This window comes from Paenibacillus sp. PAMC 26794 (assembly GCF_000316035.1).
Lineage (GTDB): Bacteria > Bacillota > Bacilli > Paenibacillales > Paenibacillaceae > Paenibacillus.
In genome coordinates this window covers 367532-390844 of the sequence record NZ_ANHX01000004.1, presented here as the reverse complement: position 1 = coordinate 390844, position 23313 = coordinate 367532, and the positions used below count along the sequence as shown (strand labels likewise).

Below are 23313 nucleotides of genomic sequence, written 5' to 3'. Positions count from 1 at the left end.
TCCTAATTCCTCCCGGCAATGCGCTCCGCCGCAATCCGGAGCAACCGATGAGCCACATCGTCCTTGGCTATCAATGGAAGCTCCTCCACCAAACCTTCCCGGTCATAGATATGTACCGCGTTGGTGTCTGTTCCAAATCCTGCACCCGTGCGGGTTACATCATTGGCTACGATCAGATCACAGTTTTTCCGTTCTAATTTCTCACGTGCATACATCTCAACGGACTGAGTCTCCGCAGCAAAACCAATCAAAAACTGATGGGTCTTCTGTTTGCCCAGCGTTTCAAGAATATCTATATTTTTAACAAGTTCGAGCGACAACGTGTCGCCTTTCTTCTTGATTTTCTCGGTGTAAACTTCCTTTGGGCGATAATCGGCAACAGCCGCCGCCTTAACCACGATATCTGCGTCATGCCACTCGCGTGTTACAGCTTCATACATATCCTGTGCAGATTGTACAGGGATCAACTCAACGTTCTCCGGTGGCTTGGCTTGGGTACTGCCCATAACCAATTTCACATCTGCCCCCAGATCACGCGCAGCTGCGGCTATGGCAAATCCCATTTTGCCAGATGAATCGTTCGTAATGTATCGTACTGGATCAATGCGCTCAATCGTACCTCCAGCCGTAACGACAACCTTCTTGCCTTGTAACAATGAAGCTTGTCCCTGCCGACTAATGTCTGCAGATTCTCGCTGTTCAAAGAAACGTTCCACCACATCCACAATGCTCTCCGGTTCTTCCAGACGTCCCTTGCCCACATATCCACATGCCAGTTGTCCTTCACCCGGTTCAATCATCAAGGTGCCTCGTTCAGCAAGCAAATTCATATTATGTTGAACAGCCGGATGATCATACATATGAACATTCATGGCCGGAGCAATCATGACAGGGGCAGTCGTAGCAAGAAGAGTCGTTGAGAGCATATCATCTGCCATGCCATGCGCCATCTTGGCAATCACATTGGCTGTAGCCGGAGCAACCAGAACAAGATCAGCCAGATCGGCCAGATGAATATGAGATACGACTGCTGGTTCACGCTCATCAAATGTATCGGTATATACGGTGTTTCGGGTCAACGTTTGCAGCGTCAATTCGGTAATAAACTGTGTAGCGGAAGCTGTCATGATCACATGAACATCCGCTCCCTTTTGCACCAGTCTGCTGCATAATGTTGCCGCTTTGTAAGCGGCTATGCCGCCAGTCACACCAAGCACGATTTTTTTACCGTTCAACATGGTTATTTCCCCCGATATTTATACGATGTCTAATGATTCCGTTAAAATATGCTTATTCGTAAAAAAATAACAACCTCGCGGTTGTTAATTAATCCGGCTTACGCCGTATGCAGTTGAAGAGCAGCCGCAGGCGGCTTACTCTTCTTCTTCGTCCTGTCCTTTGATGACAATGAGCAGGTCTCCATAGATTTCTTCCAGTGCAACGCCCACTTGTTTATGGGATCTCGCACCTCTTAAATCCGTTTTTTCACCTTCACGTAGCTGTCTAGCCCGGCGGGAAGCAGCAACAACAAGGGAATACTTGCTGTCGACTTTGTTCATCATTTCATCAATAGAAGGATACAGCATATTAACAAACACCTCTTCGCATTAGTATAATCACAAGTTGCCGCCTGACAGAACTGATGTGACATGTCTGCACATTCGAGCAGTCCGAGATGGGCTGCTTCAGTACATGATATGACAACTGCCCCACTTATATCGCATTCTGCAGCGGCAAAAGAGATTATTTATTGATCTTACAATGTTCGGCGATTATGATGCTTTCTATTCTCTTGCACGCCAAATCAATTTCATCATTCACAACAGCGTAATCATACTGCTCCAGCAGACTGATCTCATCCACCGCTACGGACATCCGGTGATCGATGGTTGCCTGGCTTTCCGTACCACGGCCCTGAATGCGATCTTTCAGCTCGTCCAATGAAGGAGGAAGCAGGAAAACAAAGATGCCTTCCGGGAATTTCTCTTTCACTTTTAACGCGCCTTGAACCTCAATCTCCAGAATGATGTCGCGGCCTTCGTTAATCGTTTTCTCCACGAAATCACGCGGTGTTCCGTAATAATTACCAACATACTCCGCATGTTCCAACAATTGATCTTCAGCAATCATGTTCTGGAACTCTTCATGACTTCTGAAGAAATAGTTCACACCATGTTCTTCACCAAGACGAGGCTGACGGGTTGTCGCCGATACGGAATAGATCAATTCCGGCACCCGTTTGCGCAAAGCGCTGCATACAGTACCCTTCCCGACCCCAGATGGGCCGGACAACACTACCAGTAATCCCTTAGACATATTACACTCCATTTTATTCGTCGTTATCATCATCTTTCGAAGAAAGACGATGGGCGACCGTCTCAGGCTGAACTGCAGACAGAATGACATGATCGCTATCCGTAATAATTACGGCACGAGTACGTCTTCCGTACGTTGCATCAATCAGCATGTGACGATCTCTTGCCTCTTGTATAATTCTCTTGATCGGCGCCGATTCCGGACTCACGATGGATATAATCCGGTTCGCCGATACGATGTTACCGAATCCAATGTTAATGAGTTTGATTGCCATAATCAGGTTCTTCCCCCTATACATGCGACTCTTTTGCCGAAATTTGGCCGTTCATTCGATATTCGCAGCTTGCTCACGAATCTTCTCCAGCTCCGCCTTCATCTCGACAACACGATTCACCAGAGCCAAATGGTTGGCTTTTGATCCAATCGTATTGACTTCCCGATTCATCTCTTGAATTAGAAAGTCCAACTTACGACCTACGGGCTCATCACTCTTCAGCAGTTCCCTGCTCTGTCCAAAGTGACTCTGTAGACGCGTAAGCTCCTCTTCTATGTTAGAACGATCGGCAAACATTGCAATTTCCATACCCAATTTATGCTCATCAAAAGGGAAAGAGCCTTCTTCCTGCATTTCCGTAAGCCTCTGTCTTAGCTTGTTGCGGTGATCACTTACCACAGTCGGTGCAAGATCAAGCATCTCGGTATGCAGTGACTCCAGACGGGTAATCCGCCGTTCCAGATCACTGGCCAGATGAAGACCCTCGCGAGCGCGCATCTGTTCAAGGCTGGACAGAGCCTCTTTCAATCCTTCTTGCAGAACTCGCTCCCATTCGTCCTTCTGCTCTTCGGGAATGGAACTTGTCCCATCCGAATGAAACATGACGTCCGGCAGCCCAAGCATATCCACAATACTTGGTTTGCCCTGCATTCCATATTGGGTCTCCAGTTGCTCTGCAGCCTGCAGATAGGCCCTGACCGTCTGTTCATTCAGAACAGCGGGAAGAGCCTGGTCTTCCTCTTTTTCTTTCATTACATAAACATCAATCCGCCCACGTTTCAAACGACTCTGTACGATCTTCCTCAAACCGTCTTCATAATACGTCCACTCTCTTGGCAGACGCATCATCACTTCGCAATAACGATGATTAACAGATTTGATCTCTAATTGTACCTTATAGCCGCCAAAATGAAAGGCGGATTGACCGTATCCGGTCATACTGAATGACATCGGCATCACATCCGTTTTACTATTGTAATTGATTATTAGGGTTGAAACAAGTAGGACATTGATGCTCCGACTTCTCCCATACGTATTGAGTCAGTTCGGCCGTCATGCCGTAGAACATAAACGGTGTCATGAGATAGATGCCTTTGAAATGCGCTGTTGCTACGTCCAGCAGTTCCTTGGCAATTTTTACCCCCATCGCACGGCCCTCTTCGCCTTCCAGACCTGCCATACGGGAACGCACTTCATCCGAAAGCTGAATTCCGGGAACTTCGTTGTGCAGATACTCTGCATTCCGTCCACTTGCCAGCGGCATTACACCTACAAAAATAGGCACATCCAGATGTTTGGTCGCTTCGTGCATTGCTACAATCAACTCAGGATCATAGATCGGTTGTGTCATGATGTAATCAGCGCCAGAGGCAATTTTCTTCTCCAGACGTTGTACAGCTTTCTCCAAATATTTCACATTAGGATTAAATGCTGCTCCAATTACAAAACCAGCTCTTTGCTTCAGCGGTTTACCTGAGAAAGCCACTCCATCGTTCAACTGTTTGATCATGCGTATAATTTCAAAAGAAGTCAGATCGTATACCGAGCTTGAACCCGGCAGATCACCAAATCTTGCAGGATCTCCTGTAACAGCCAATACATGATTAATGCCCAGAGCATCAAAACCCATCATGTGGGACTGTGTTCCAATTAGGTTCCGGTCACGGCAGGCAATGTGCACAAGTGGACGAAGGCCCGTGCGATCCTGAACGAGGTGACCCAGCGCCATGTTGCTCATGCGTGTAACCGCGAGTGAGTTATCGGCCAGTGTCAGGGCATCGGCTCCTGCCGCTTTTAATGTCTCGGCACCTTTCATGAACTTGGCAATGTCCAAGTCACGTGGCGGGTCAAGTTCAACAATGACCGTGTGACGCTGCTTGACCAGATCAACGATTGTAGGCTGTCCTCCACGTCCGGAACGCTCATCCACATTTTCATGCAACACGATGCGCGGTTTGGATTCTGACGGATCTGGCTCCAGAATGGGCGAAGGCACATAGTCAGCAAGCGCCTCTTTCATAGCGGTAATATGATCAGGTGTCGTACCACAGCAACCGCCGATAATACGAGCGCCCAGTTCAGCAAATTGCACTGCCGTCTGACCAAAGTACTCCGGAGTCGCACCATAACGGAACTGACCATCCACATAATCTGCGGCACCCGCGTTCGGGTAAACAGACATTGGAATGCCAATTCGTCCCGAGACGGTTTCCATGGCACGCATAATTCCGTTTGGACCGGAGCGACAGTTAAAACCAATTACGTCCGCACCCTGCTCCCGCATGATCCGGAAGGCTTCAGGCATTGTATATCCGTCCAGTGTGTGTCCTACATCCTCTACCGCGAACTGTCCAATCACGGGCAGATCACTTAGCTTGCGCGCTTGCAAAAGGGCAATATCCATTTCCTCGATATCATAGAAGGTCTCAAGCAGAATGCCATCCACACCTTCATCAAGCAGTGCAGAGATCTGTTGTTGATAAAAGCGTTTGAGTTCACTTGTGGAGACATTCGTCCGCTTGCCGCCGCGAATAGAGCCTACTGCACCAAGCACATAACCGGTATCTCCAGCTACCTCTTTGGCAATGCGTACGCCGGCACGGTTCACGTCCTCCACCTTGGACTCCAGACCAAACTTGGACAACTTGTCGTAATTGGCAGAATACGTATTCGTTTCAAATATTTCTGTACCTGCATCCCGATAACGGCGATGTACATCCGCCACCACTTCAGGTGAAATCAAGTTTAATTCTTCATATGAAATCCCTACCGGGAACCCCATTTGGTACAGAAATGTTCCCATGGCCCCATCTCCAACGAGAACCCGTTCCTGCATAACTTTGCGCAAATCCGCCTTCATCCCATTTCCCCCCGCCTAGCTGTGATCATTTTCATACTAATGTAACACAAAAAACGCTAAAAAACGAAGAAAAACACAGGTTTTTGATGCAGATTAAAAAAAGAGGCCCGCAGGCCTCTTTGGTTAAACCTTCCACTTTTTATGAAGTGATTCCTTTAAAAACAACTTCAGCAGGTCCAGTCATGTACACATGATTGTCAGCTTCATTCCACTCAATGTGGAGATCTCCACCCTTGAGGCTGATGACTGCTGTACGATCTGTATGTCCATTCAGGACAGAGGATACCAGTGTTGCACAAGCTCCGGTTCCACAAGCAAGTGTTGGACCTGCTCCGCGTTCCCATACACGCATGTCCACATATCCACGGTCACGAACTGTGGCGAATTCCACATTGATTTTTTTCGGAAACATCGGGTGCACTTCAAGAAGTGGGCCCCAAGTTGTGAGGTCAAAATTAACAGCATCATCTACATAGATAACCGCATGCGGGTTACCCATGGATACGGCAGTGAATTTGAACGCATGTCCATTTGCTTCAATGTAGTGATCAACCACTGGGTTGGCATCTACCTTTGTAGGCACTTGAAGACCGTTCAGGATCGGCTCACCCATATCCACACGTACCGTTTCCACTTTACCATCACGAATGTTGAGACTCACAGGTTGTACCCCTGCACCAATCGTTTCAATAGTGATCTGCTCCTGGTTCACGTGACCATGATCGTATACATATTTGGATACACAGCGAATGGCATTCCCACACTGCTCTGCTTCCGAACCGTCCGAATTCATGATGCGCATCTGAAAGTCCGCCTTCTCTGAAGGCAGTATATAAACCAGGCCGTCCGCACCGATGCCAAAGAAACGGTTGCACCATTTCACAGCCAATTCTGCTGCATCTGCCGGAAGCTCCTTTTCACCAAATACAACGATAAAATCGTTACCAAGTCCATGCATTTTCGTAAATTCCATAATCTTGCCCACTCCTTTTGGCAGTCTGCTGCCAAAGCTATATTCTTGCTCTTCTACAGGATTACCATAGAAATTCATATTCAACATTTACACAAAAAAGCTATCCAGCAAAATGCCAAAGCTTCCGCTTTGAATCATTTTGAGGATAGCATACCGAAATAGGTAAGGAAAAGGTATTGATTTTATGCCGAAAACTTTGTACTTTTCGGTACGAAGCGGCCAGTACCACCCATACGGCGGCGATTACGACGACCACCCCAGACGCTGCCTGCGCCCATAAGGAACGTTGGAATGCCCGCAGCAACGATACAGATCGCCCATTCACGCAATCCCAGAGGTACGGTTTTGAAGATCGGCTGCAACGGTTCAACGTACATGACAACCAGCATCAGTACAACCGATGAAATCACCGCAAGAACCAGATATTTGTTCTGTAAAGGATTCCGGTGGAAGATGGACCGCGAACTACGGCAATCAAAGACATGAATAAGCTGCGCCAAAACGAGTGTAGCAAAAGCTACAGACTGTGCCTTGATCAGTTGCCCCGGATTATCCGGTGCAGCCTGAAGGGTAAGCCAGAATGCTCCGAGTGTACATAATCCAATCAACACACCCCGGCTGACGATTTTCCACCCCAGTCTGCGGGCAAAAATGTTTTCCTTGGCGCCACGGGGTTTGTGTTCCATCAAATCTTTCTCAGGCTGATCTACCCCCAGCGCCATTGCAGGCAAACCATCCGTTACGAGGTTAACCCACAGAATCTGAATAGGTACGAGTGGTAGCGGCAGGCCCATCATCATTGCAAAGAACATCGTCAATATTTCGCCCACGTTTGATGCCAGCAAATAACGGATAAATTTGCGAATGTTCTCATAAATATTACGGCCTTCTTCAATGGCAGCCACAATCGTTGAAAAGTTATCATCACTCAGAATAAGCGCCGAAGCTTCCTTCGTGACATCTGTTCCTGTAATGCCCATCGCGATCCCGATATCAGCCGCTTTAATGGCCGGAGCATCATTCACTCCATCGCCCGTCATGGCAACGACATGCCCTTTGCGCTGTAACGATTTCACGATGCGAAGCTTGTGTTCAGGAGACACTCTTGAGAATACGTAGATGCCCTCTACCTGTTTATCCAGTTGGTCGTCTGTCATGCCTGCCAGTTGCTGACCACTTAGCGAGGCGCCTCCACGTGGAAGAATCCCCAGCTGATGCGCAATGGCTTCTGCCGTTGTTCCATGATCACCTGTGATCATGACGGTACGAATGCCCGCTTTGCGGCATGTGGCAATCGCATCTCGCACTTCACGACGCGGCGGATCAATCATACCTGCAAGTCCTACGAATACAAGCTGACTTTCGGCGGCATGTTCGTCTGCCACTTTTTCTTCCGGCCGCACTTCACGGTAGGCCATTCCGAGGACACGCAGTGCTGCTCCGGCCATGCTCTCGTTAGCTGCCATCACTTTCTGCCGCAGTGTTCCAGTGAAGGGCACGACCTTTCCTTCCCACAAAATATAACTGCAGTGTCCGATCAACACATCGGGGGCACCTTTGGTGTAGATCATTCGGCCCCCCTGATGATGAACCAGAACCGACATGCGTTTTCGCTCCGAGTCAAACGGGAATTCCTGCTGGCGGGCATACAACTCTTTGAGTCCGGCAGGAGTAAGCCCCATTTTGGAGGCCAGTGTGACCAGTGCCCCTTCCGTCGGATCACCCTTCAGCTCCCAGAATACATTATCTCGTTGAACGGTTTCTTCTTGGAGGTCACCTTTTTTCGTGTTTTTCTTGCCGTCCTTTTTGTTATCTTTTCCTTTTTTCTTATTACCTGTCTCGTTTACAACACTCTCAACAATACTGGCATTGTTACATAGCGCGCTGATCTGGAGCATTCTGCGTAACGTTTGGTCACTCTTCAGCTCCACCATACGACCGTTCTCCAGCATCTGTCCTTCGGGAGCATAACCATCTCCGGTAACTTTGATGCTGCGGCCCTCAAGCCACACATCCGTAACCGTCATCTTGTTCTGCGTGAGCGTGCCTGTCTTATCCGAGCAAATCACGGACGCACAGCCAAGGGTTTCAACAGAGGGCAGCTTGCGCACAATGGCTTTACGCTTGATCATTCGCTGCACACCAAGTGCAAGTGCAATGGTTACAATCGCAGGCAGGCCCTCCGGTATGGCGGCCACCGCGAGGCTGACCCCTGCCAGAAACATGCCAACGGCTGGTTGTCCGTGTAATATCCCGGCGACGACAACCATAATGGTTAATCCCAATGCGACAAAAATCAGAATTTTGCCCAGTTGTTCCAGCCTGTGCTGTAACGGTGTTTCTTGCTCCTCCGTATTCTGGATCAGATCGGCGATTTTGCCCATCTCCGTCTCCATCCCCGTACGGATAACCACCCCTTTGGCTGTACCACGAGTGACCATGGTACCCATAAAACCAATGTTCTTCTGATCACCAAGCGGAACGTCTTCATCAGCAATCGGAAGGCAATGTTTGCTTACGGGAACCGATTCCCCGGTAAGGGCCGACTCCTCGACATCCAGACTGTTCGTTTGCAGCCAGCGCACATCAGCAGGTATACGATCCCCACTCTCTACCATGACAATATCCCCGGGCACGAGCTGTGTGGCAGCAAGATGCACTTCCTGACCCGATCGAAGCACTTTGGCGAGAGGTGCGGACAACTGTTTCAATGCACGAAGAGATCGTTCAGCCCGGAATTCCTGTACAAACCCCAGAATCGCATTCAGTACGATAATAGCCACAATCGTTACCGCATCCAGATACTCACCCAGTAATCCGGATACCAACGTTGCTCCCATCAACACCAGCACCATAAAATCCTTGAACTGATTCAAGAGCAATGTAATGGGAGAAATGCGTTTCCCCTCGCTCAGCTCATTAGAACCGACAGCATTCCTCTTCTCTGCTACAGCTTCATCCGTCAATCCTTCCTGCGGGCTGACGCCAAGAGTGTTACGAAGCTCTTCATCACTAAGTTGATGCCACTTGGTATGTTCCATGCTTCAAGTTTCCCTCCCAGTCTGTATTTCATCTGCAAAATAAGCTCACATGACTCACCGGCGCGCTGGTCGACAGGCTGTACACTATGCCGGACAAACTACCTGCTCTATATGTATTCGGACAGGTCTGTGATTAGCACCCGGAAGGTGAATCCTTTCCCTGATGGACAGAATAGGCTAAAATAAAAGTCTGCGATGTTCTGCGCAGTACCAATTCCAGCGTTCAACAGGCAAGCAACGAAGAATCTGTAGCCAGTCCTTGTTTTTTTACATACCTGGTTGCACGTTTCAGTTATATAGATGAAGCATTTGGCATGATAAATGCAGATGCTCGATAGAGAGAGGAAGTGGAAAAAATGGCATTGGACGGCATCGTAACACGGGCCATTGTTCATGAACTGCAAGGCTGCATTGGTGGACGTATCAGCAAGATCCATCAGCCGAATGGCCATGACGTAGTTCTCACCCTGCGTGCTCAGCGCGGAAATAGTAAATTACTTGTTTCGGCAAGCCCGACCTATCCCCGTGTGCATTATACGGAAAAGACATTCCTTAACCCTACGGAAGCACCCATGTTCTGTATGCTGCTTCGCAAGCATTGTGAAGGTGCAATCATTGAGGAGATCCGTCAGATTGGCATGGAGCGTATTATCCACATCAATGTTCGCCAGCGCGACGAACTGGGGGATGTTTCAGTTAAACGGATCATCATTGAATTGATGGGGCGTCACAGTAATATTATTTTGCTTGATCCCGTTACAGGAACGATTCTGGATGGCATTCATCATGTGACTCCGTCCATCAGTAGCTACCGGGTAATCATGCCTGGATTCGCGTATACTGCCCCACCCGAGCAACATAAAAGTAATCCGCTCGAAGTGAGCCGTACAGCATTCGAGGACAGCTATCATGCCGCTGAGGAAGAGGCATCACGCTTTCTTGTGAACTCCTTTAGCGGTCTTAGCCCGTTAATTGCGGGAGAGATTGCTGCCCGTGGGATTGCTGCTGAAGGCACAGTGAGCACTCCAGATGTGGTTGAGGGTGAGAGCCGTATAGAGGCTGGGGAACTCTGGAATGTTTTTGAATCCGTGATGGGACCTGTCAGAGATCATATCTACACGCCTGTAACCGGAATGAACGCCAAAGGCAAAATGATTTTCTCGGCCGTTCATCTTCAGAGCATTCAGGAGTTGGAGAAAACCTATGACACGATGAGCAATTGCATGGAAGATTATTACGGAGACAAGGCTGAACGGGATACGGTAAAACAGAGAGTAAGTGATCTGCTCCGTTTTCTGCAGAATGAGCGAAACAAAAACATCAAAAAGCTGGATAACCTGAACAAGGATCTGCTAGAAGCGGACGATGCGGACAAGTTCAGGCTATGGGGTGAGTTGCTGTTTGCCTCCCTGCATCAGGTCCACAAAGGGGACAAGAGCGTGGAGCTTGTGAACTTCTATGATGAAGACCAAGCCAACATTACCATTCAACTTGATCCGTTGCTTACACCATCTGACAACGCACAACGTTATTTCAAGCGGTATAACAAATACAAGAACAGTCTGGCTGTCATTCATGAGCAGCTTGGCAAAACCAAAGACGAGATTGGCTATCTAGATAACCTGTTGCAACAGCTGTCCATTGCATCGATGAACGACATTGAGGAAATACGTGATGAGCTTGTGCAGCAGGGATACCTTCGTGACCGCAATAAAAAGGGTAAAAAGAAGAAGAAAAGTGACCGTCCAACCGTACACCAGTTCACCTCCTCCGAGGGGATTGATATTCTTGTGGGCAAAAACAACCTGCAGAATGAGTACGTGACCAACCGTCTCGCTTCTTCCAACGACACCTGGCTGCATACCAAAGATATTCCAGGTTCACATGTCGTCATTCGCAGTACGGACTTTGGTGAAGCTACATTGGAAGAAGCAGCACAGCTTGCTGCCTATTTCAGCCAAGCCAAGGAGTCCAGCAGTGTGCCTGTGGATTACACGTTTATCCGTCATGTACGCAAACCAAGTGGTGCGAAGCCTGGTTTTGTGATCTATGATCATCAGAAGACGTTGTTTGTCACGCCAAATGATGAATTGATCAAAAGTCTGCCATCCACGATTAAAAATGGATAGTATATATAAGTTGAACTAAAGATTATTTACACTGACAGAACAACCTTCCAATCGCTGTTATCCCCAGATTTTTTCGATCCCTTTTCTCAAGGGAAAATCCGGTGATAAAGGCGCACGCTTCGCTTTTTCAGGTTTTTTCTGTCCTCTCCGTTATCGTGTAAATGATTAGTTCAACTTATATAGATGTAACAGTAACAAAGACAGAATCCCCTGACCATTAACGGTTCAGGGGATTTTTGTGGTTGCATTACTTGTTTGAATGATATGTGAAGCTCAGCTTATTTAGCTTTCTCATTGAATATTAATTCATTTATATGTATAATAATTCAATTGTGATGAATAAAAGTTATAGTTAAAGGAAGTGTATCATGACCATACATATCAGAGAAACTCAACCTGATGATCTGAAACCCCTGATGGCATTAATGCATGACTATGTGGTGGGATTCTACAACAACCCTTGGCCTGGTGATCAATCCATCCAGCTTTTGATCAACAACCTGCTTAACCAGCAGATCGGTGCTCAATTCGTGGCAGAAGAGGACGGGAAGCTCATAGGATTTTCCACCCTGTTCTTTACTTACAGCACGATGAAAGCAGAGCGTGTCGCCAGCATGAATGACCTATTTGTTACAGAAACATTCAGAGAGGGTGAAGCAGAAGCCAAATTATTTGCACACTGTCAGCAATATACGCGTGACCATGGATGTGCATATATGTCTTGGATCACAGCAGTGACCAATGAGCGGGCACAGCAATTATTCGAGCGTCTTGGAGCTACACGTGGCGCATGGGTAAACTATTCCATTACGTAGACTCTTTTGAGCACAAAAAAAAGGACATGCAAACATGAAGGTTCAGCCCTATCATGTTTGCATGTCCTTTACTACTTTGATCTTAAAATGTATCCAGTAATACAGAATTTATTATAGTCAGATAGAGCGTTGCAACGTCTCGCTTACTCTACTTTTTGCTGTGAGGCAGCTGCCTTCAGCCTTTCCAACACATCAACCGTTACGGTCTTGCTACCAAGATCCCCGTGGAAAACAACACCTTGCCGTTTGCCATGATAATCAGATCCACCGGTTTCAATGAGGTCATATTCCTTGGCCAGCTCACCATACCTGTGTTCCGCTTCCGGGCCATGGTCCGAATGAAACACCTCAATGCCATCTGGACGAGAGTCTTCGATGATACGTCGCACCAATTCATCATCATTATAGAGACCCGGATGGGCAATCACAGTGGCTCCACCTGCGGCTCTGATCCACTCGCACGCATCCTCTGGTGCAACGCGGGGTACAGACACGAAGCCAGGCTTGCCTTCAGCAAGATATCGATCAAATGCATCCCGCATGTCAACAGCGTAGCCTTTTTTCACCAGCACATCGGCCATATGAGGTCTTCCAATACTCTCATCCGGCTCTAACGGTCGTCCTAGCTCATCCAGTACCTCCTGCCAGCTTATATCAAGCCCGAGTTCTTGGAGCTTGCCAATAATCAGATGATTCCGCTCATCTCGCGCTTCTCGTAATCCGCGCAACCGTTGCAGGAATAGCTCATCCTCTGTATTCACATAATACCCGAGCACATGAATATCTTTCCCACCAGCCCGAGTGCTGATCTCCACTCCGGCAACAACATCAATATCGTACTCTTTTCCCGCTTGCTGTGCTTCCGCTACACCGGCTACTGTATCATGGTCCGTTAGGGCAACCGCAGATAGCCCTTTTTGTTTGGCAAGCTTCACATTATCAGCAGGTGGCTGCATTCCATCGGAAGCCTGACTATGCGTATGAAGATCACAGCGTCCTTGGCGCTGATCCATGATCAACAGCTCCTTTGTGTAAAATTGATTATGATTCAATCTTATCTATCATTGATGTTGCCAACTACTATGCCTTCCCCGCCTTATGTACCGACTCAGGCTGCTCCTGCTGACGAAGATAGTTCAGGAAAGCGACTGCTGACAGGGGCAACAAGGACGATTTTAGATGGATGGCATAGAACTGCCTTTTGAATTCGAGTCCGCGGATATCCACAATATGAACGAGTCCCAGAGCCAGTTCATGCTGCACCGAAGAAGGAGATAACATCGTAATGCCTACCCCTGCCTCTACGGCCGATTTTACCGCCCCTGTACTGCCAAGTTCCATCACAACATTCATATCCTGTGGATCAATCTTTTTCTTTTGCAATTGGTCTTCCATCACCTGACGAGTACCCGAGCCCTTCTCACGCAGCACAAAAGGATAATTCATTACATCCTCAATATTCACTTTGCTACGCTTAGCCAGATCATGCCCGGCAGGTACAATCAGTTTCAGCTCGTCCTGCATGATAGGCTCTACAATCATGTCCGGGTGGTGCACTGGCGCTTCAATCAGACCAAAATTAAGCTGGTGCTTCAATATATCATCCATAATTTGCGTTGTATTCATCACTTTCATGACAATTGAAATATCCGGATATTGAAGTGCAAATGGCCCAAGCATGCGTGGAAGCACATATTCCCCGATCGTTAAGCTGGCTCCAAGCTGGAGTCTGCCCTGTAACATCTGAGTAAACGCCGACATCGCTTCGTCCGTCTGTCTGACCAGCTCTACACTCCGTTTCGCATGAGGTAATAAAGTCCGGCCCGCCTCGGATAATTCTATTTTTTTGGTGGAACGATGCAGTAACTTGGTGCCAAAATAGTCCTCCAATGATTGAATCTGCATCGTTACTGCCGGTTGAGTCATATGTAATGCTTGTGCAGCAGCCGAGAAACTCCCCTTCTCTGCTACCGTATAAAAAATATGCAATTGGTGAAAATTCATATCTTCGCCCCTCTTCGATTACACTCTCTACATTGTAGCCGATTTCACGCTTGGCAACAAAAAAAGCATGCAGCTTGTCTGCATGCGATAATAATTGAATCTATGATTTCAACATATTGAATCTAATCAACTTACTTATGCTTACGGCTATTTTTGACCAGCGTCATTCTTCTTGAATGTCTTAACCATGAATAATATGACTTCAGGTCCCTTAGTTCAATGGTCTCCGACATACGTCCCAGAAACGTAACTACAATCATTTTGTGCAGCGGGTTGCCCGCAATATCATATTCTCCTTCAAGTTCGGAAAATTCGGCGACCACCACCAGATCCTCATCAATCAGGTAGACGTCCTGTTCATTACGGTAGTATGGTGTTATACGGTCCTGCTTCAGACACTCCCATAACCACGCCGCAATATGGTCATCATCACTACGTGCAGGCTCAATACGGTCTGCATACCGCATCTTGGCATGATGGGTAATGACGATGTCGGCCACTTTCTTGTCTCCAAGAGCCACGAAAAACGGCTCGTAGGTGCTCCAACGTTGCATCACCTTATCACGCATGGGAATCACTCTCCACCAGATAGGACTTTCTATCTATTTATTACCAAATATATTACAACATTAGTCCCGCAACCTCAAGGCGTAAGTTTAACTTTTTTTCACAATAGCCAATTTGTGCATAATTCAAGAAAAGAGCGACCCCAAAGGGTCCCTCCAGTTTCTCGTCTATATTCCGTAAAAGCTCGTTTTGTCCATCGTTTTGCTGGCATACTCGGTTTTGATCTCATTACGATACGAGCGTTCGATCTTGCGCACATAGGAAAGTCGCTTCACATTTTTCATCGTATCATCTGCCCGTTCTGCATTAACATACATGACTACATAATGCATACGGCGGGAGATATAATGCACGGTGCCATATTTTTCGAGATTACGGGCAGCCTTCAAATCACTGACCCAAATAATAAATCCTGTCCTTTCCGCAAACATCATCGTTCCCCGCCCTTCTATAATGATTGATTACTTAACTGCAACCACACTTGCCGCCACTACCGCAGCCGCCCTTCGGATTCGGATCATTGCTCGGTACCTTAATGGTCGTTGACACTGCAAATGCAATGGTCTCTGACATCTGGAATAACATATCATCCAGGGACTTCTCTGCCTGTTTGAAGCGGATTACCGCCTCGAAATTTTCCAACTCCTGTTCCAGAGCCTTCACCTGGTCTTTCGCTGCATGGAAATCCGGGTGAAAATGACCGAAACGCTGTGTTTCTTCAAACAATTCCTTCTTGGCATTCAGCTTCCGAATCCCCATCTGAATCTCAGGGGTAGTCTCGACTTGCTGCTTCCAATATAAATAATCCGATACTTCGGCAGATTGGTTAATCATGTCGCCCAGTTCATATGCGCCCGTTAACACTTGGGCCATATCGACCGTGTTCATTTCCGCTACGCTCATGAAATATTCATCCTATCTATATATAAAGTTCTACTTAACGTAGACTACCTCATCATAGCATATCCATGAATAGTTAAGAAGAGTTTTTCCTGCAATTAGAAATAGGGAGAACTCGAAAATTCGCCTTTCACCCTGATATTCATGTGAAATAGTCAGGTTATGACATCATCTGGCAGGATAAGACGCATTGTATCCCACTCTGATGGGGAGAATGTACGCCATTCCGTCTCTGATGTATGTTCACTTGAATCCAACATGCACCAACCGCTTAAAGTCCATTGTTCATGACCCTCTACCTGATGTGGAATGAGGTATTGCGTACGATTTTCCTGTTGTATACCCAGCTTGGTCTGCCACTCAATGGCTTTGGCAGCAATCTGTCGGGCGGTTGAACTATGATATCGACGCCACTCCCTGTACCAGGTCTCCGGTATCTCCTCAAATCCCAACAGAGAGAACTTCTTCTCAATTACAGAATGATCACGCTCCAACCCATGCAGAGAAGCAGGGACATCAACCAGACCTTGATTATTGGGTGTGTAGAAAGAAGAATATACACCACTCAACACATCTTTTTCTAATAACCTCGGATCATCTGCGGAGCCTGTACCTGCCTCCATTACCTCCATGTTCCGAATTACAGTCAACGGTGCAGCATCCGTCTCCTTTCCCCAATCTGCTAACGCAATCCGTACATTCTCCGGTATGCCTGTCAGCGCATATTGATCCAGAAACTCTATCACTTCATGTAGTCCATACCCTCTGGCTATGGCCGAAATGATTCGTTCTCTTGTCATGCGGTAGATGGACATTCGATCACGCGTCACCCGTTCTGCGCATTGCTCCAGCATGCAGATCACATCAGGCCCTGCTTCCGGAGGCACCAACAATTCAAAATCAGGCTGCATGTAAAATCCACACGGCTCCGTTTCACTTACCATCTCTTGTTCTCGATATAACAGGCTCTGCGGTTCGATCAACCAGCGGAATGTTAGCCCTCCAGACTGATCTTCTCCTACTTCACCATAACCCCAGCCAGCCAGTGCGCAGAGCCAGCCCCTGACCCGTGGTTTCAGTTCCGAATTCTCTATATGGCACCATATGTTTTTTTCTGGAGCAAACACTGCCAATTGATAACGGAAATGCTGCAACGCGGGTTCAGCTTCTCCGTATCTTTCCATACACGCTTGATATATTTCCCGATGCATCTGTCTCCACGAGAGCTTCAACCATTTTTGTAATCGATGATCTACAATCTGAATTTGGCCATCTGACTTCTGAACGAGATTCAGACTGAGCAGTAGATCGAGAAGGATAGCTACGTGGGTCGGATACAAATCCGAATGTTCATATCGGATACCCAGACCTTCAAAGTCTGTCGAAGATAATACTGTGATCACACTTAATTTTTGAACACTTTTCTTATGTATAGTGCCCTTACCTGTCAAAGGAAGTCCTTCTCTTTCGATCCACGCGATCAGATGAAGTAGTTCTGCAGCTATATCCGGCTTTCCTTCCTGTAGTACATGAGCATGCTGTGCCATCTGTTTAACGGTTATACCCACTCTTTGTGCGTAAGCAATCGTCAATGTGTCCATCAACGAAGCAGGAATATAAAATAATCGCTCTCCCCAACTCTTATATACAGATTCAATCCACCTTTGCTGCCTAAGCTTGGCGAATGAAGATTTGGCTTCTGCGACACTTAGTCCTTCGATGGCCCACTGTTCTCGCGGCAGGAGTGAGGAAAAAGGCTGACCGGCATGTTTGTGAAAAATTGCACCAAGCACTTTTTGCTCCACCAAAGTCAGCTTTGACCATGTATCAAGGTTCAGTTCCACAGGCTCATCTATTGGTTCAAATGAAGACATATTCCAATCCCTCCTCTTATCGCGAGTATAAATGGACTATTCGTTCTCACGAACGATGGCATATTCATATCCCTGCTCCACCAAGAACATCTGACGGTTTAATGCAAACTCCTGTTCCTTACTATCCTCTGATACCAACGCATAGAAATATGCTTTGTTTTCTCCAGCTTTTGGTCTCAGAATTCTCCCCAAACGCTGTGCCTCTTCCTGCCTTGACCCGAAACTCCCAGATATCTCAAGCGCTACAGCAGCATCAGGCAAATCCACAGCAAAATTGGCAACCTTGGATACCACAATCGTTTTAATCTCTCCTCGTCGAAAAGCGGCAAACCACTTGATTCGCTCTTGCTGTGACATGGTCCCCGAGATCAGAGGTGCTTCAATTTCCCGGGCAATCAACTCTAACTGATCCAGATATTGTCCAATCACAAGTGCAGGCAAATCCCGATGACGTTCCAGCAAACGCTTAACTACACGTACCTTCGCCGGATTCTCGGCAGCCAATCGAAATTGGTGCTTAACCTCAGCTTGCAGATAATTCGATCTTAGTTCCGGGGAGAAAGGGATACGTATCTCCTGACATTGTACATCAGCAATCCACCCTTGCTGCTCCAGTTGTTTCCACGGCATATCATATAGCTTCGGACCAATCAGCGAGAATACATCCTGTTCACAGCCATCCTCTCGAACCAATGTGGCCGTTAATCCCAGTCTTCGCGTAGCTTGAATATCCGCAGTTGCACGAAACACAGGCGCTGGGAGCAAATGCACTTCATCATATATAATCAGACCCCATTGTCGCTCACTGAGCAGTTTGATGTGGGTAAAATCAGCATCCTTTGATTTCCGGTGTGTAAGAATCTGATATGTAGCTACAGTCACAGGTTTCACCTGTTTTTTCTGACCTGAATACTCACCAATCTGTTCGCTGGTAATCGTGGTTTTGTCTTGAATTTCCTGAATCCACTGTCGCACAGATGTCGTATTGGACGTCAAAATAAGGCATTCACATTGAAGCCGCTCCAGCACGGCCATGCCAATGACCGTTTTGCCTGCCCCGCAAGGAAGTACGAGTAAACCACTTCCTCCCATGCCCTCACTGCCTTCGAATGCATCCACAGCCTCTCTCTGGTAAGAACGCAGCGCAAATCGCTCAGAGTGGTCCCTTGGATCATTAGACCGCCAATCAAATGAAAGCTTGGTTCCCTCTCGATACCCCACGTAATCAAGTACGGGGTAGCCTAACCTTGTTAATTCCCTTTTTAATAACCCTCGCTGTTCTCCTGGGAGCAGAAGTTCATGAGCGTCCTTGCGTTCCATGCGAAAGGCAGCTATTGTTTTCAATCCACTTAATTCATCCAGCAACCGCTCATCCTCACTGTAAAGACACATTTTGGTGTGATCTGCTTCGGAATGCAGCTTTAATTTGCCATACTGATCCATGATTCTCCGAACATCCTGTATGAGTGCAGCAGGCACGTTCCAGCGGGATACCAGTTCCAGACTTGCGATGACCTGATCTGCATTCCATCCCAGCGCAGCCGCATTCCAGAGCGATAACGGAGTGATTCGGTAAGTATGGAACGCTGCCGGTGTCTTAACCAGTTCTGAATACATCCCAAGCTGCTCTCTTGCTCTTTCGAATCCGGGGTGGCCAACTTCCAGCAAAACTGTAAAATCTCGCTGAACGATACAAGCATCCGTTTTTACCATATGTTCTGTTCCTTCCATTCGAGCCTTCCTCCTATCACCAAAAAAGTCCAGTTCCGGCAGCTTCCGAAAATGAACCACTTTAAGTGCACGTTCAAAAAGTCTAGTTTTCAGTACCGAAAAGTGGACTTTTTGAACAACATCTATAAAATCCACAAAAAAACATCCTGCCCATACCTCGGTATGAACAGGATGCCCAACTCCATCTAAAGTCATTCGGCTGTGTAACCCTTGGCCATGGCGATAAATAATCTCACAGCCGTCTGCATCGCGTCTTCATCAAAATCAAACATCGGATGATGATGCGGATAGATCGCATTTTTATCCGGGTTGCCTGCTCCAACAAACATAAAGCACCCTGGAACCTTCTGCAGATAATAAGCAAAATCTTCCGCTGGCATCAGCATCGGGGAAGCTTGCACTCGTTCTGCCCCAAATAATTCTGTAGCTTCTCTGAAGAAACGTGCTGTCTCCTGTTCATTATTCACCACAGGCGGATATCCCATAATATATTTCACTTGCGTCTCTGCCCCATATGCTGCCCCTGTCTGGGCTACCATGGTAAGCACGCGCTCTTTCATCCCGTTTCGGGTCTCTTCATCAAACGTTCTTACCGTGCCGCTCATTTTGCATTGCTCTGCAATTACATTCTGAGCCGAGCCCGCCTGCATTGTACCAATGGTCAGCACCGCGGGTTGCAATGGATCCACCGAACGACTGACAACGGTCTGAAGCTGCATCACAAGCGCAGAACCCGCGATAAGACTGTCTATCGTGGATTGTGGCATCCCGCCATGTCCACCTTTGCCTTTGATTTCAATGTAAAAATCGTCCGCCGCCGCCATCATCGGTCCTGCTTTACTGGCAACAACACCTACAGGCAGCGGGGTCCACAGATGAATGCCATATATGACATCGACACCTTCAAGCGCACCATCCGCAATGACCTGAACTGCACCGCCCGGAAGCAGTTCTTCTGCTGGCTGGAACAAAAAGCGAATCTCTCCTTGGATCTCCTGCTTGTGACGGCTAAAATACAATGCCGTACCGAGCAAGATTGAGATATGACCATCGTGGCCGCATGCATGCATCGCTCCTGCTTGTTGTGATGCATACTCGATATTCTTTTCATCCTGAATTGGAAGTGCATCCATGTCAGCTCGCAGCATGACGACAGGACCCGGCTTGTCCCCACGAATGGTACCGATGACCCCGTGACCACCAACATGACGCCTCACTTCAACACCAAAACTCTCCAACATATCCGCTATAAAAGAAGATGTCTTCTCCTCATGAAAGGAAACCTCAGGATTGCGATGAAGGTGACGCCGCCATTCCACCATGTGGATCTGCAGATCTTCCCACCATATATTATTAGTCATGTCTCTCCACCCTTTCAATCTTGAACGGGACTTGGATCAAGCCCGAACCTTCCTCTTCAAACCTATTGCTGTATATTGTAGCAGAATTGGAAGAAAACCGATACGAAACACCCTTGGAAAGCTTGCACGGGAAGGGGAAACATACTATCATGAACTAGAGAAATACTCGAGAAATTATACTCGGAAGCTTATGAGGAGGATCAAACGCTTATGATTTTTGAGAATACAGGCTTGGATGGCTTGAAGAGCGACTTGGCATACCTGGATGAGAGCGCCGAGAAAGTCGGATTTGTCCGGTGGCAATGGGAATATTACCGTGCTACATACGACTACAAAATTGAAGATGAACAAACCAACTCAGAATACTTTGTACGCATTAATACCCGCGCTGTAGAAGGCAAATTGGAAAAACCGGATACCGTTCTTGCTGTTGAAGCAGTATACCTTGGCAAAGCCACCTTCCCTCACGGCCTGGATTATGACTCTTCCGTTCCGCAACCAGTCGTGAAGCTGGCAGCCCAAAAATTACAGCAGCTTAAAGAACTGCTGGAAGCATAGGCTGGGCCAAACGATGAAACAACAAACGGCCCAAACGAAAACGAAGAGAGGCACGCCGGATTTTCAACTGCTAATCCTCACTTTATTGTTGGTGGGCTTTGGACTGGTGATGGTATTCAGCTCCAGTTCCAGCATTGCAATCGCAAACGAAAGATTTAACAATGATGCCCTGTTCTTCACGAAAAAACAACTTATGTGGGCGATTATCGGTCTATTTGGCATGTTTTTTGCCATGAATATCCGCTTCAACAAGTACAAAAAGCTCTATGCACCCTTTTTCCTGCTCACTACGGTCATGCTGGTGATTGTTTTGATCTCAGGTGCAGTATTGAACGGTGCACGAAGCTGGATTCACATTTTTGGTTTCAGTCTTCAGCCTGCGGAATTCGCCAAAATTGCGATCATTCTATATCTCTCTGCTCTTATCACCAAAAAAGGTGAGAAATTCAGAGTTTTCAAGACAGGGTATTTTCCCGTCTTGTTCATCGTTGGATTCATCGCAGGACTGATTATGCTGCAACCAGACTTTGGTACCACCTTCATTCTGGTGTCCACCTGTGGTCTCTTGATCTATGCCGGTGGAGCCAGTATGAAACATATCATGGGCTCCATTCTACTGGTTGTACTCGGTGGGGCACTGGCGTTCGGAGCGAATTCCTTGTTCTCTTCCATGTCACCTTCCGACACGACGACTGCTACAACAGCAGTTACTGCGGAGCAGAACTACAAGATCGGACGTATTCAAGCTTTCTTGAATCCATTATCCGATATTAATGGCGGAAGTCTTAACCTCTACCGTTCCCTTGTTGCCATTGGTGATGGTGGCATGACAGGTTCCGGGATTGGACAAGGTACGATGAAGCTGCATTATTTGCCAAATGCGTATAATGACTTTATTTTCTCCGTAATTGGGGAAGAACTCGGATTCATCGGAAGTGCATTATTCCTGCTCGTTTACCTGTACTTCATCTGGCGCGGAATTATTGTCTCTCTCCGCTGTCCCGATCCATTCGGAACATTGGTCGGTATAGGTATCATGGGACTAATCGCGATTCAGGCATTTATCAACATCGGTGGTGTAACTCAGACCATTCCGGTGACGGGGGTTACGCTTCCGTTTATCAGTTATGGGGGTACCTCACTCTTTGTAATGATGGTTGCCATGGGCATTCTGCTCAGCATCTCACGCACCAACAATCTGGACGTGATCAAGGAAGAGAAAACGAAGTCCGTGACTGTACAGACACAGACTCGTACCTCTCCTGCTCTTCGTTCACGGGAATCCATCCGTCGGATTCGATAAAAAAACAACACAAAAAAGGCTGTGCATCGAATGGATGCGCAGCCTTTTTCTGTGTACTCTTTACAATTCTGTCTATCAAGATGGAGAACAGGTCAATGTAGCTCTGTCCTCCATTGCGGATTGCGATTTCTACAGATCGTCGCCTTTGAAAGATACGCCTTCTACCTTTACATTGACTTCAACCACGCGTAATCCGGTCATGGTCTCTACCGCTTCTCTTACATTCTGCTGAAGCATACGGGAAACTTCATGAATCGGGGTTTCGTACAGGACGATGATGCGCAGGTCAATGGCTGCTTCCAGCTGGCCGACCTCAACGCTCACGCCTTTCTGTACGTTTTTACCGCTGAGTCGCTTCGCCCAGCCCTCTGACAATCCTCCAGACATTGCGGCAATTCCGGGTGTTTCCATTGCAGCCATTCCGGCAATTTTTGCAACCACGTCATCGGCAATCCGGATGTTTCCGCTCTCCAGTTGAAGTTGTTCTGCCATGCCACATCCTCCTTCACTTCGTTACTCGTATTTTAAATCCTTTCCACCCCAAAAAGCAAATTAAACTCAAAAAGATGCGTTTACAACCTACCACCATTTGGTTATATTGAAATAT

21 protein-coding genes are annotated in these 23313 nt (G+C 47.3%); 4 read left to right on the top strand and 17 right to left on the bottom strand.

Annotated features, from left to right (window positions below; all coding sequences use genetic code 11):
- Window positions 1-2 precede the first annotated feature (2 nt).
- The 8 genes from coaBC to D829_RS0103440 all read right to left on the bottom strand — a co-directional run bounded on the left by coaBC (window position 3) and on the right by D829_RS0103440 (window position 9464).
- Window positions 3-1238, bottom strand: coding sequence for a bifunctional phosphopantothenoylcysteine decarboxylase/phosphopantothenate--cysteine ligase CoaBC (gene coaBC / locus D829_RS0103475; RefSeq protein WP_017687447.1), 1236 nt, complete (start codon window positions 1236-1238; stop codon window positions 3-5).
- A 135-nt stretch (window positions 1239-1373) separates the two neighbouring features.
- Complete coding sequence (gene rpoZ / locus D829_RS0103470; protein WP_017687446.1) at window positions 1374-1586, bottom strand: DNA-directed RNA polymerase subunit omega; 213 nt, start codon at window positions 1584-1586, stop codon at window positions 1374-1376.
- A 157-nt stretch (window positions 1587-1743) separates the two neighbouring features.
- On the bottom strand, window positions 1744-2316 hold the full coding sequence (gene gmk / locus D829_RS0103465; protein ID WP_017687445.1) for a guanylate kinase: 573 nt from the start codon (window positions 2314-2316) through the stop codon (window positions 1744-1746).
- Window positions 2317-2329: 13 nt separating this feature from the next.
- Entirely contained in the window at window positions 2330-2590 is a 261-nt protein-coding gene (locus D829_RS0103460) for a DUF370 domain-containing protein (protein ID WP_006209218.1), read from the bottom strand.
- 51 nt (window positions 2591-2641) lie between these two features.
- On the bottom strand, window positions 2642-3541 hold the full coding sequence (locus D829_RS0103455) for a YicC/YloC family endoribonuclease (RefSeq protein WP_017687444.1): 900 nt from the start codon (window positions 3539-3541) through the stop codon (window positions 2642-2644).
- Between the two features lie 19 nt (window positions 3542-3560).
- On the bottom strand, window positions 3561-5450 hold the full coding sequence (locus tag D829_RS0103450; RefSeq protein WP_017687443.1) for a bifunctional homocysteine S-methyltransferase/methylenetetrahydrofolate reductase: 1890 nt from the start codon (window positions 5448-5450) through the stop codon (window positions 3561-3563).
- Between the two features lie 139 nt (window positions 5451-5589).
- Complete coding sequence (gene dapF, locus D829_RS0103445; protein WP_026080982.1) at window positions 5590-6423, bottom strand: diaminopimelate epimerase; 834 nt, start codon at window positions 6421-6423, stop codon at window positions 5590-5592.
- Between the two features lie 182 nt (window positions 6424-6605).
- On the bottom strand, window positions 6606-9464 hold the full coding sequence (locus D829_RS0103440; RefSeq protein ID WP_017687441.1) for a calcium-translocating P-type ATPase, SERCA-type: 2859 nt from the start codon (window positions 9462-9464) through the stop codon (window positions 6606-6608).
- A gap of 356 nt (window positions 9465-9820) precedes the next feature.
- On the opposite strand from D829_RS0103440, the gene D829_RS0103435 reads away from it, so the two are divergent.
- On the top strand, window positions 9821-11593 hold the full coding sequence (locus tag D829_RS0103435) for an NFACT RNA binding domain-containing protein (protein ID WP_017687440.1): 1773 nt from the start codon (window positions 9821-9823) through the stop codon (window positions 11591-11593).
- A 368-nt stretch (window positions 11594-11961) separates the two neighbouring features.
- Window positions 11962-12408: a GNAT family N-acetyltransferase gene (locus D829_RS0103430; protein ID WP_017687439.1), complete on the top strand. Its 447-nt coding sequence runs from the start codon at window positions 11962-11964 to the stop codon at window positions 12406-12408.
- A gap of 143 nt (window positions 12409-12551) precedes the next feature.
- On the opposite strand, the gene D829_RS0103425 is transcribed toward D829_RS0103430, so the two are convergent.
- The 8 genes from D829_RS0103425 to D829_RS0103390 all read right to left on the bottom strand — a co-directional run bounded on the left by D829_RS0103425 (window position 12552) and on the right by D829_RS0103390 (window position 20845).
- A complete protein-coding gene (locus D829_RS0103425) occupies window positions 12552-13421 on the bottom strand; it encodes a PHP domain-containing protein (protein ID WP_017687438.1) in 870 nt (289 codons plus the stop codon).
- Window positions 13422-13488: 67 nt separating this feature from the next.
- Entirely contained in the window at window positions 13489-14412 is a 924-nt protein-coding gene (locus D829_RS0103420) for a selenium metabolism-associated LysR family transcriptional regulator (protein WP_017687437.1), read from the bottom strand.
- Window positions 14413-14543: 131 nt separating this feature from the next.
- On the bottom strand, window positions 14544-14981 hold the full coding sequence (locus tag D829_RS0103415; RefSeq protein ID WP_017687436.1) for a hypothetical protein: 438 nt from the start codon (window positions 14979-14981) through the stop codon (window positions 14544-14546).
- Between the two features lie 165 nt (window positions 14982-15146).
- Complete coding sequence (locus tag D829_RS0103410; RefSeq protein ID WP_026080981.1) at window positions 15147-15410, bottom strand: YlbG family protein; 264 nt, start codon at window positions 15408-15410, stop codon at window positions 15147-15149.
- Between the two features lie 34 nt (window positions 15411-15444).
- Window positions 15445-15882, bottom strand: coding sequence for a YlbF family regulator (locus D829_RS0103405; RefSeq protein ID WP_017687434.1), 438 nt, complete (start codon window positions 15880-15882; stop codon window positions 15445-15447).
- 152 nt (window positions 15883-16034) lie between these two features.
- The gene (locus D829_RS0103400; protein WP_017687433.1) at window positions 16035-17753 is read right to left on the bottom strand and encodes a helicase-associated domain-containing protein; all 1719 of its coding nucleotides are present in this window, start codon (window positions 17751-17753) and stop codon (window positions 16035-16037) included.
- A gap of 36 nt (window positions 17754-17789) precedes the next feature.
- Window positions 17790-19484 carry a DNA repair helicase XPB gene (locus D829_RS0103395; RefSeq protein ID WP_017687432.1) on the bottom strand — a complete coding sequence of 565 codons (1695 nt, stop codon included), beginning with the start codon at window positions 19482-19484 and terminating at the stop codon, window positions 17790-17792.
- A 191-nt stretch (window positions 19485-19675) separates the two neighbouring features.
- Window positions 19676-20845, bottom strand: a complete 1170-nt coding sequence (locus tag D829_RS0103390; RefSeq protein WP_017687431.1) for a M20 family metallopeptidase — start codon at window positions 20843-20845, stop codon at window positions 19676-19678.
- A 210-nt stretch (window positions 20846-21055) separates the two neighbouring features.
- Here D829_RS0103390 and D829_RS0103385 point away from each other — a divergent pair, with 210 nt between their 5' ends.
- Together D829_RS0103385 and ftsW are read left to right on the top strand one after the other, a co-directional pair.
- Window positions 21056-21403, top strand: a complete 348-nt coding sequence (locus tag D829_RS0103385) for a YugN family protein (protein ID WP_017687430.1) — start codon at window positions 21056-21058, stop codon at window positions 21401-21403.
- 13 nt (window positions 21404-21416) lie between these two features.
- The gene (gene ftsW, locus D829_RS0103380; RefSeq protein ID WP_017687429.1) at window positions 21417-22706 is read left to right on the top strand and encodes a putative lipid II flippase FtsW; all 1290 of its coding nucleotides are present in this window, start codon (window positions 21417-21419) and stop codon (window positions 22704-22706) included.
- A gap of 129 nt (window positions 22707-22835) precedes the next feature.
- Here the strand turns inward: ftsW and D829_RS0103375 are convergent, their stop codons facing one another.
- Window positions 22836-23198: an Asp23/Gls24 family envelope stress response protein gene (locus tag D829_RS0103375; protein ID WP_017687428.1), complete on the bottom strand. Its 363-nt coding sequence runs from the start codon at window positions 23196-23198 to the stop codon at window positions 22836-22838.
- Between the last annotated feature and the right edge of the window lie 115 nt (window positions 23199-23313).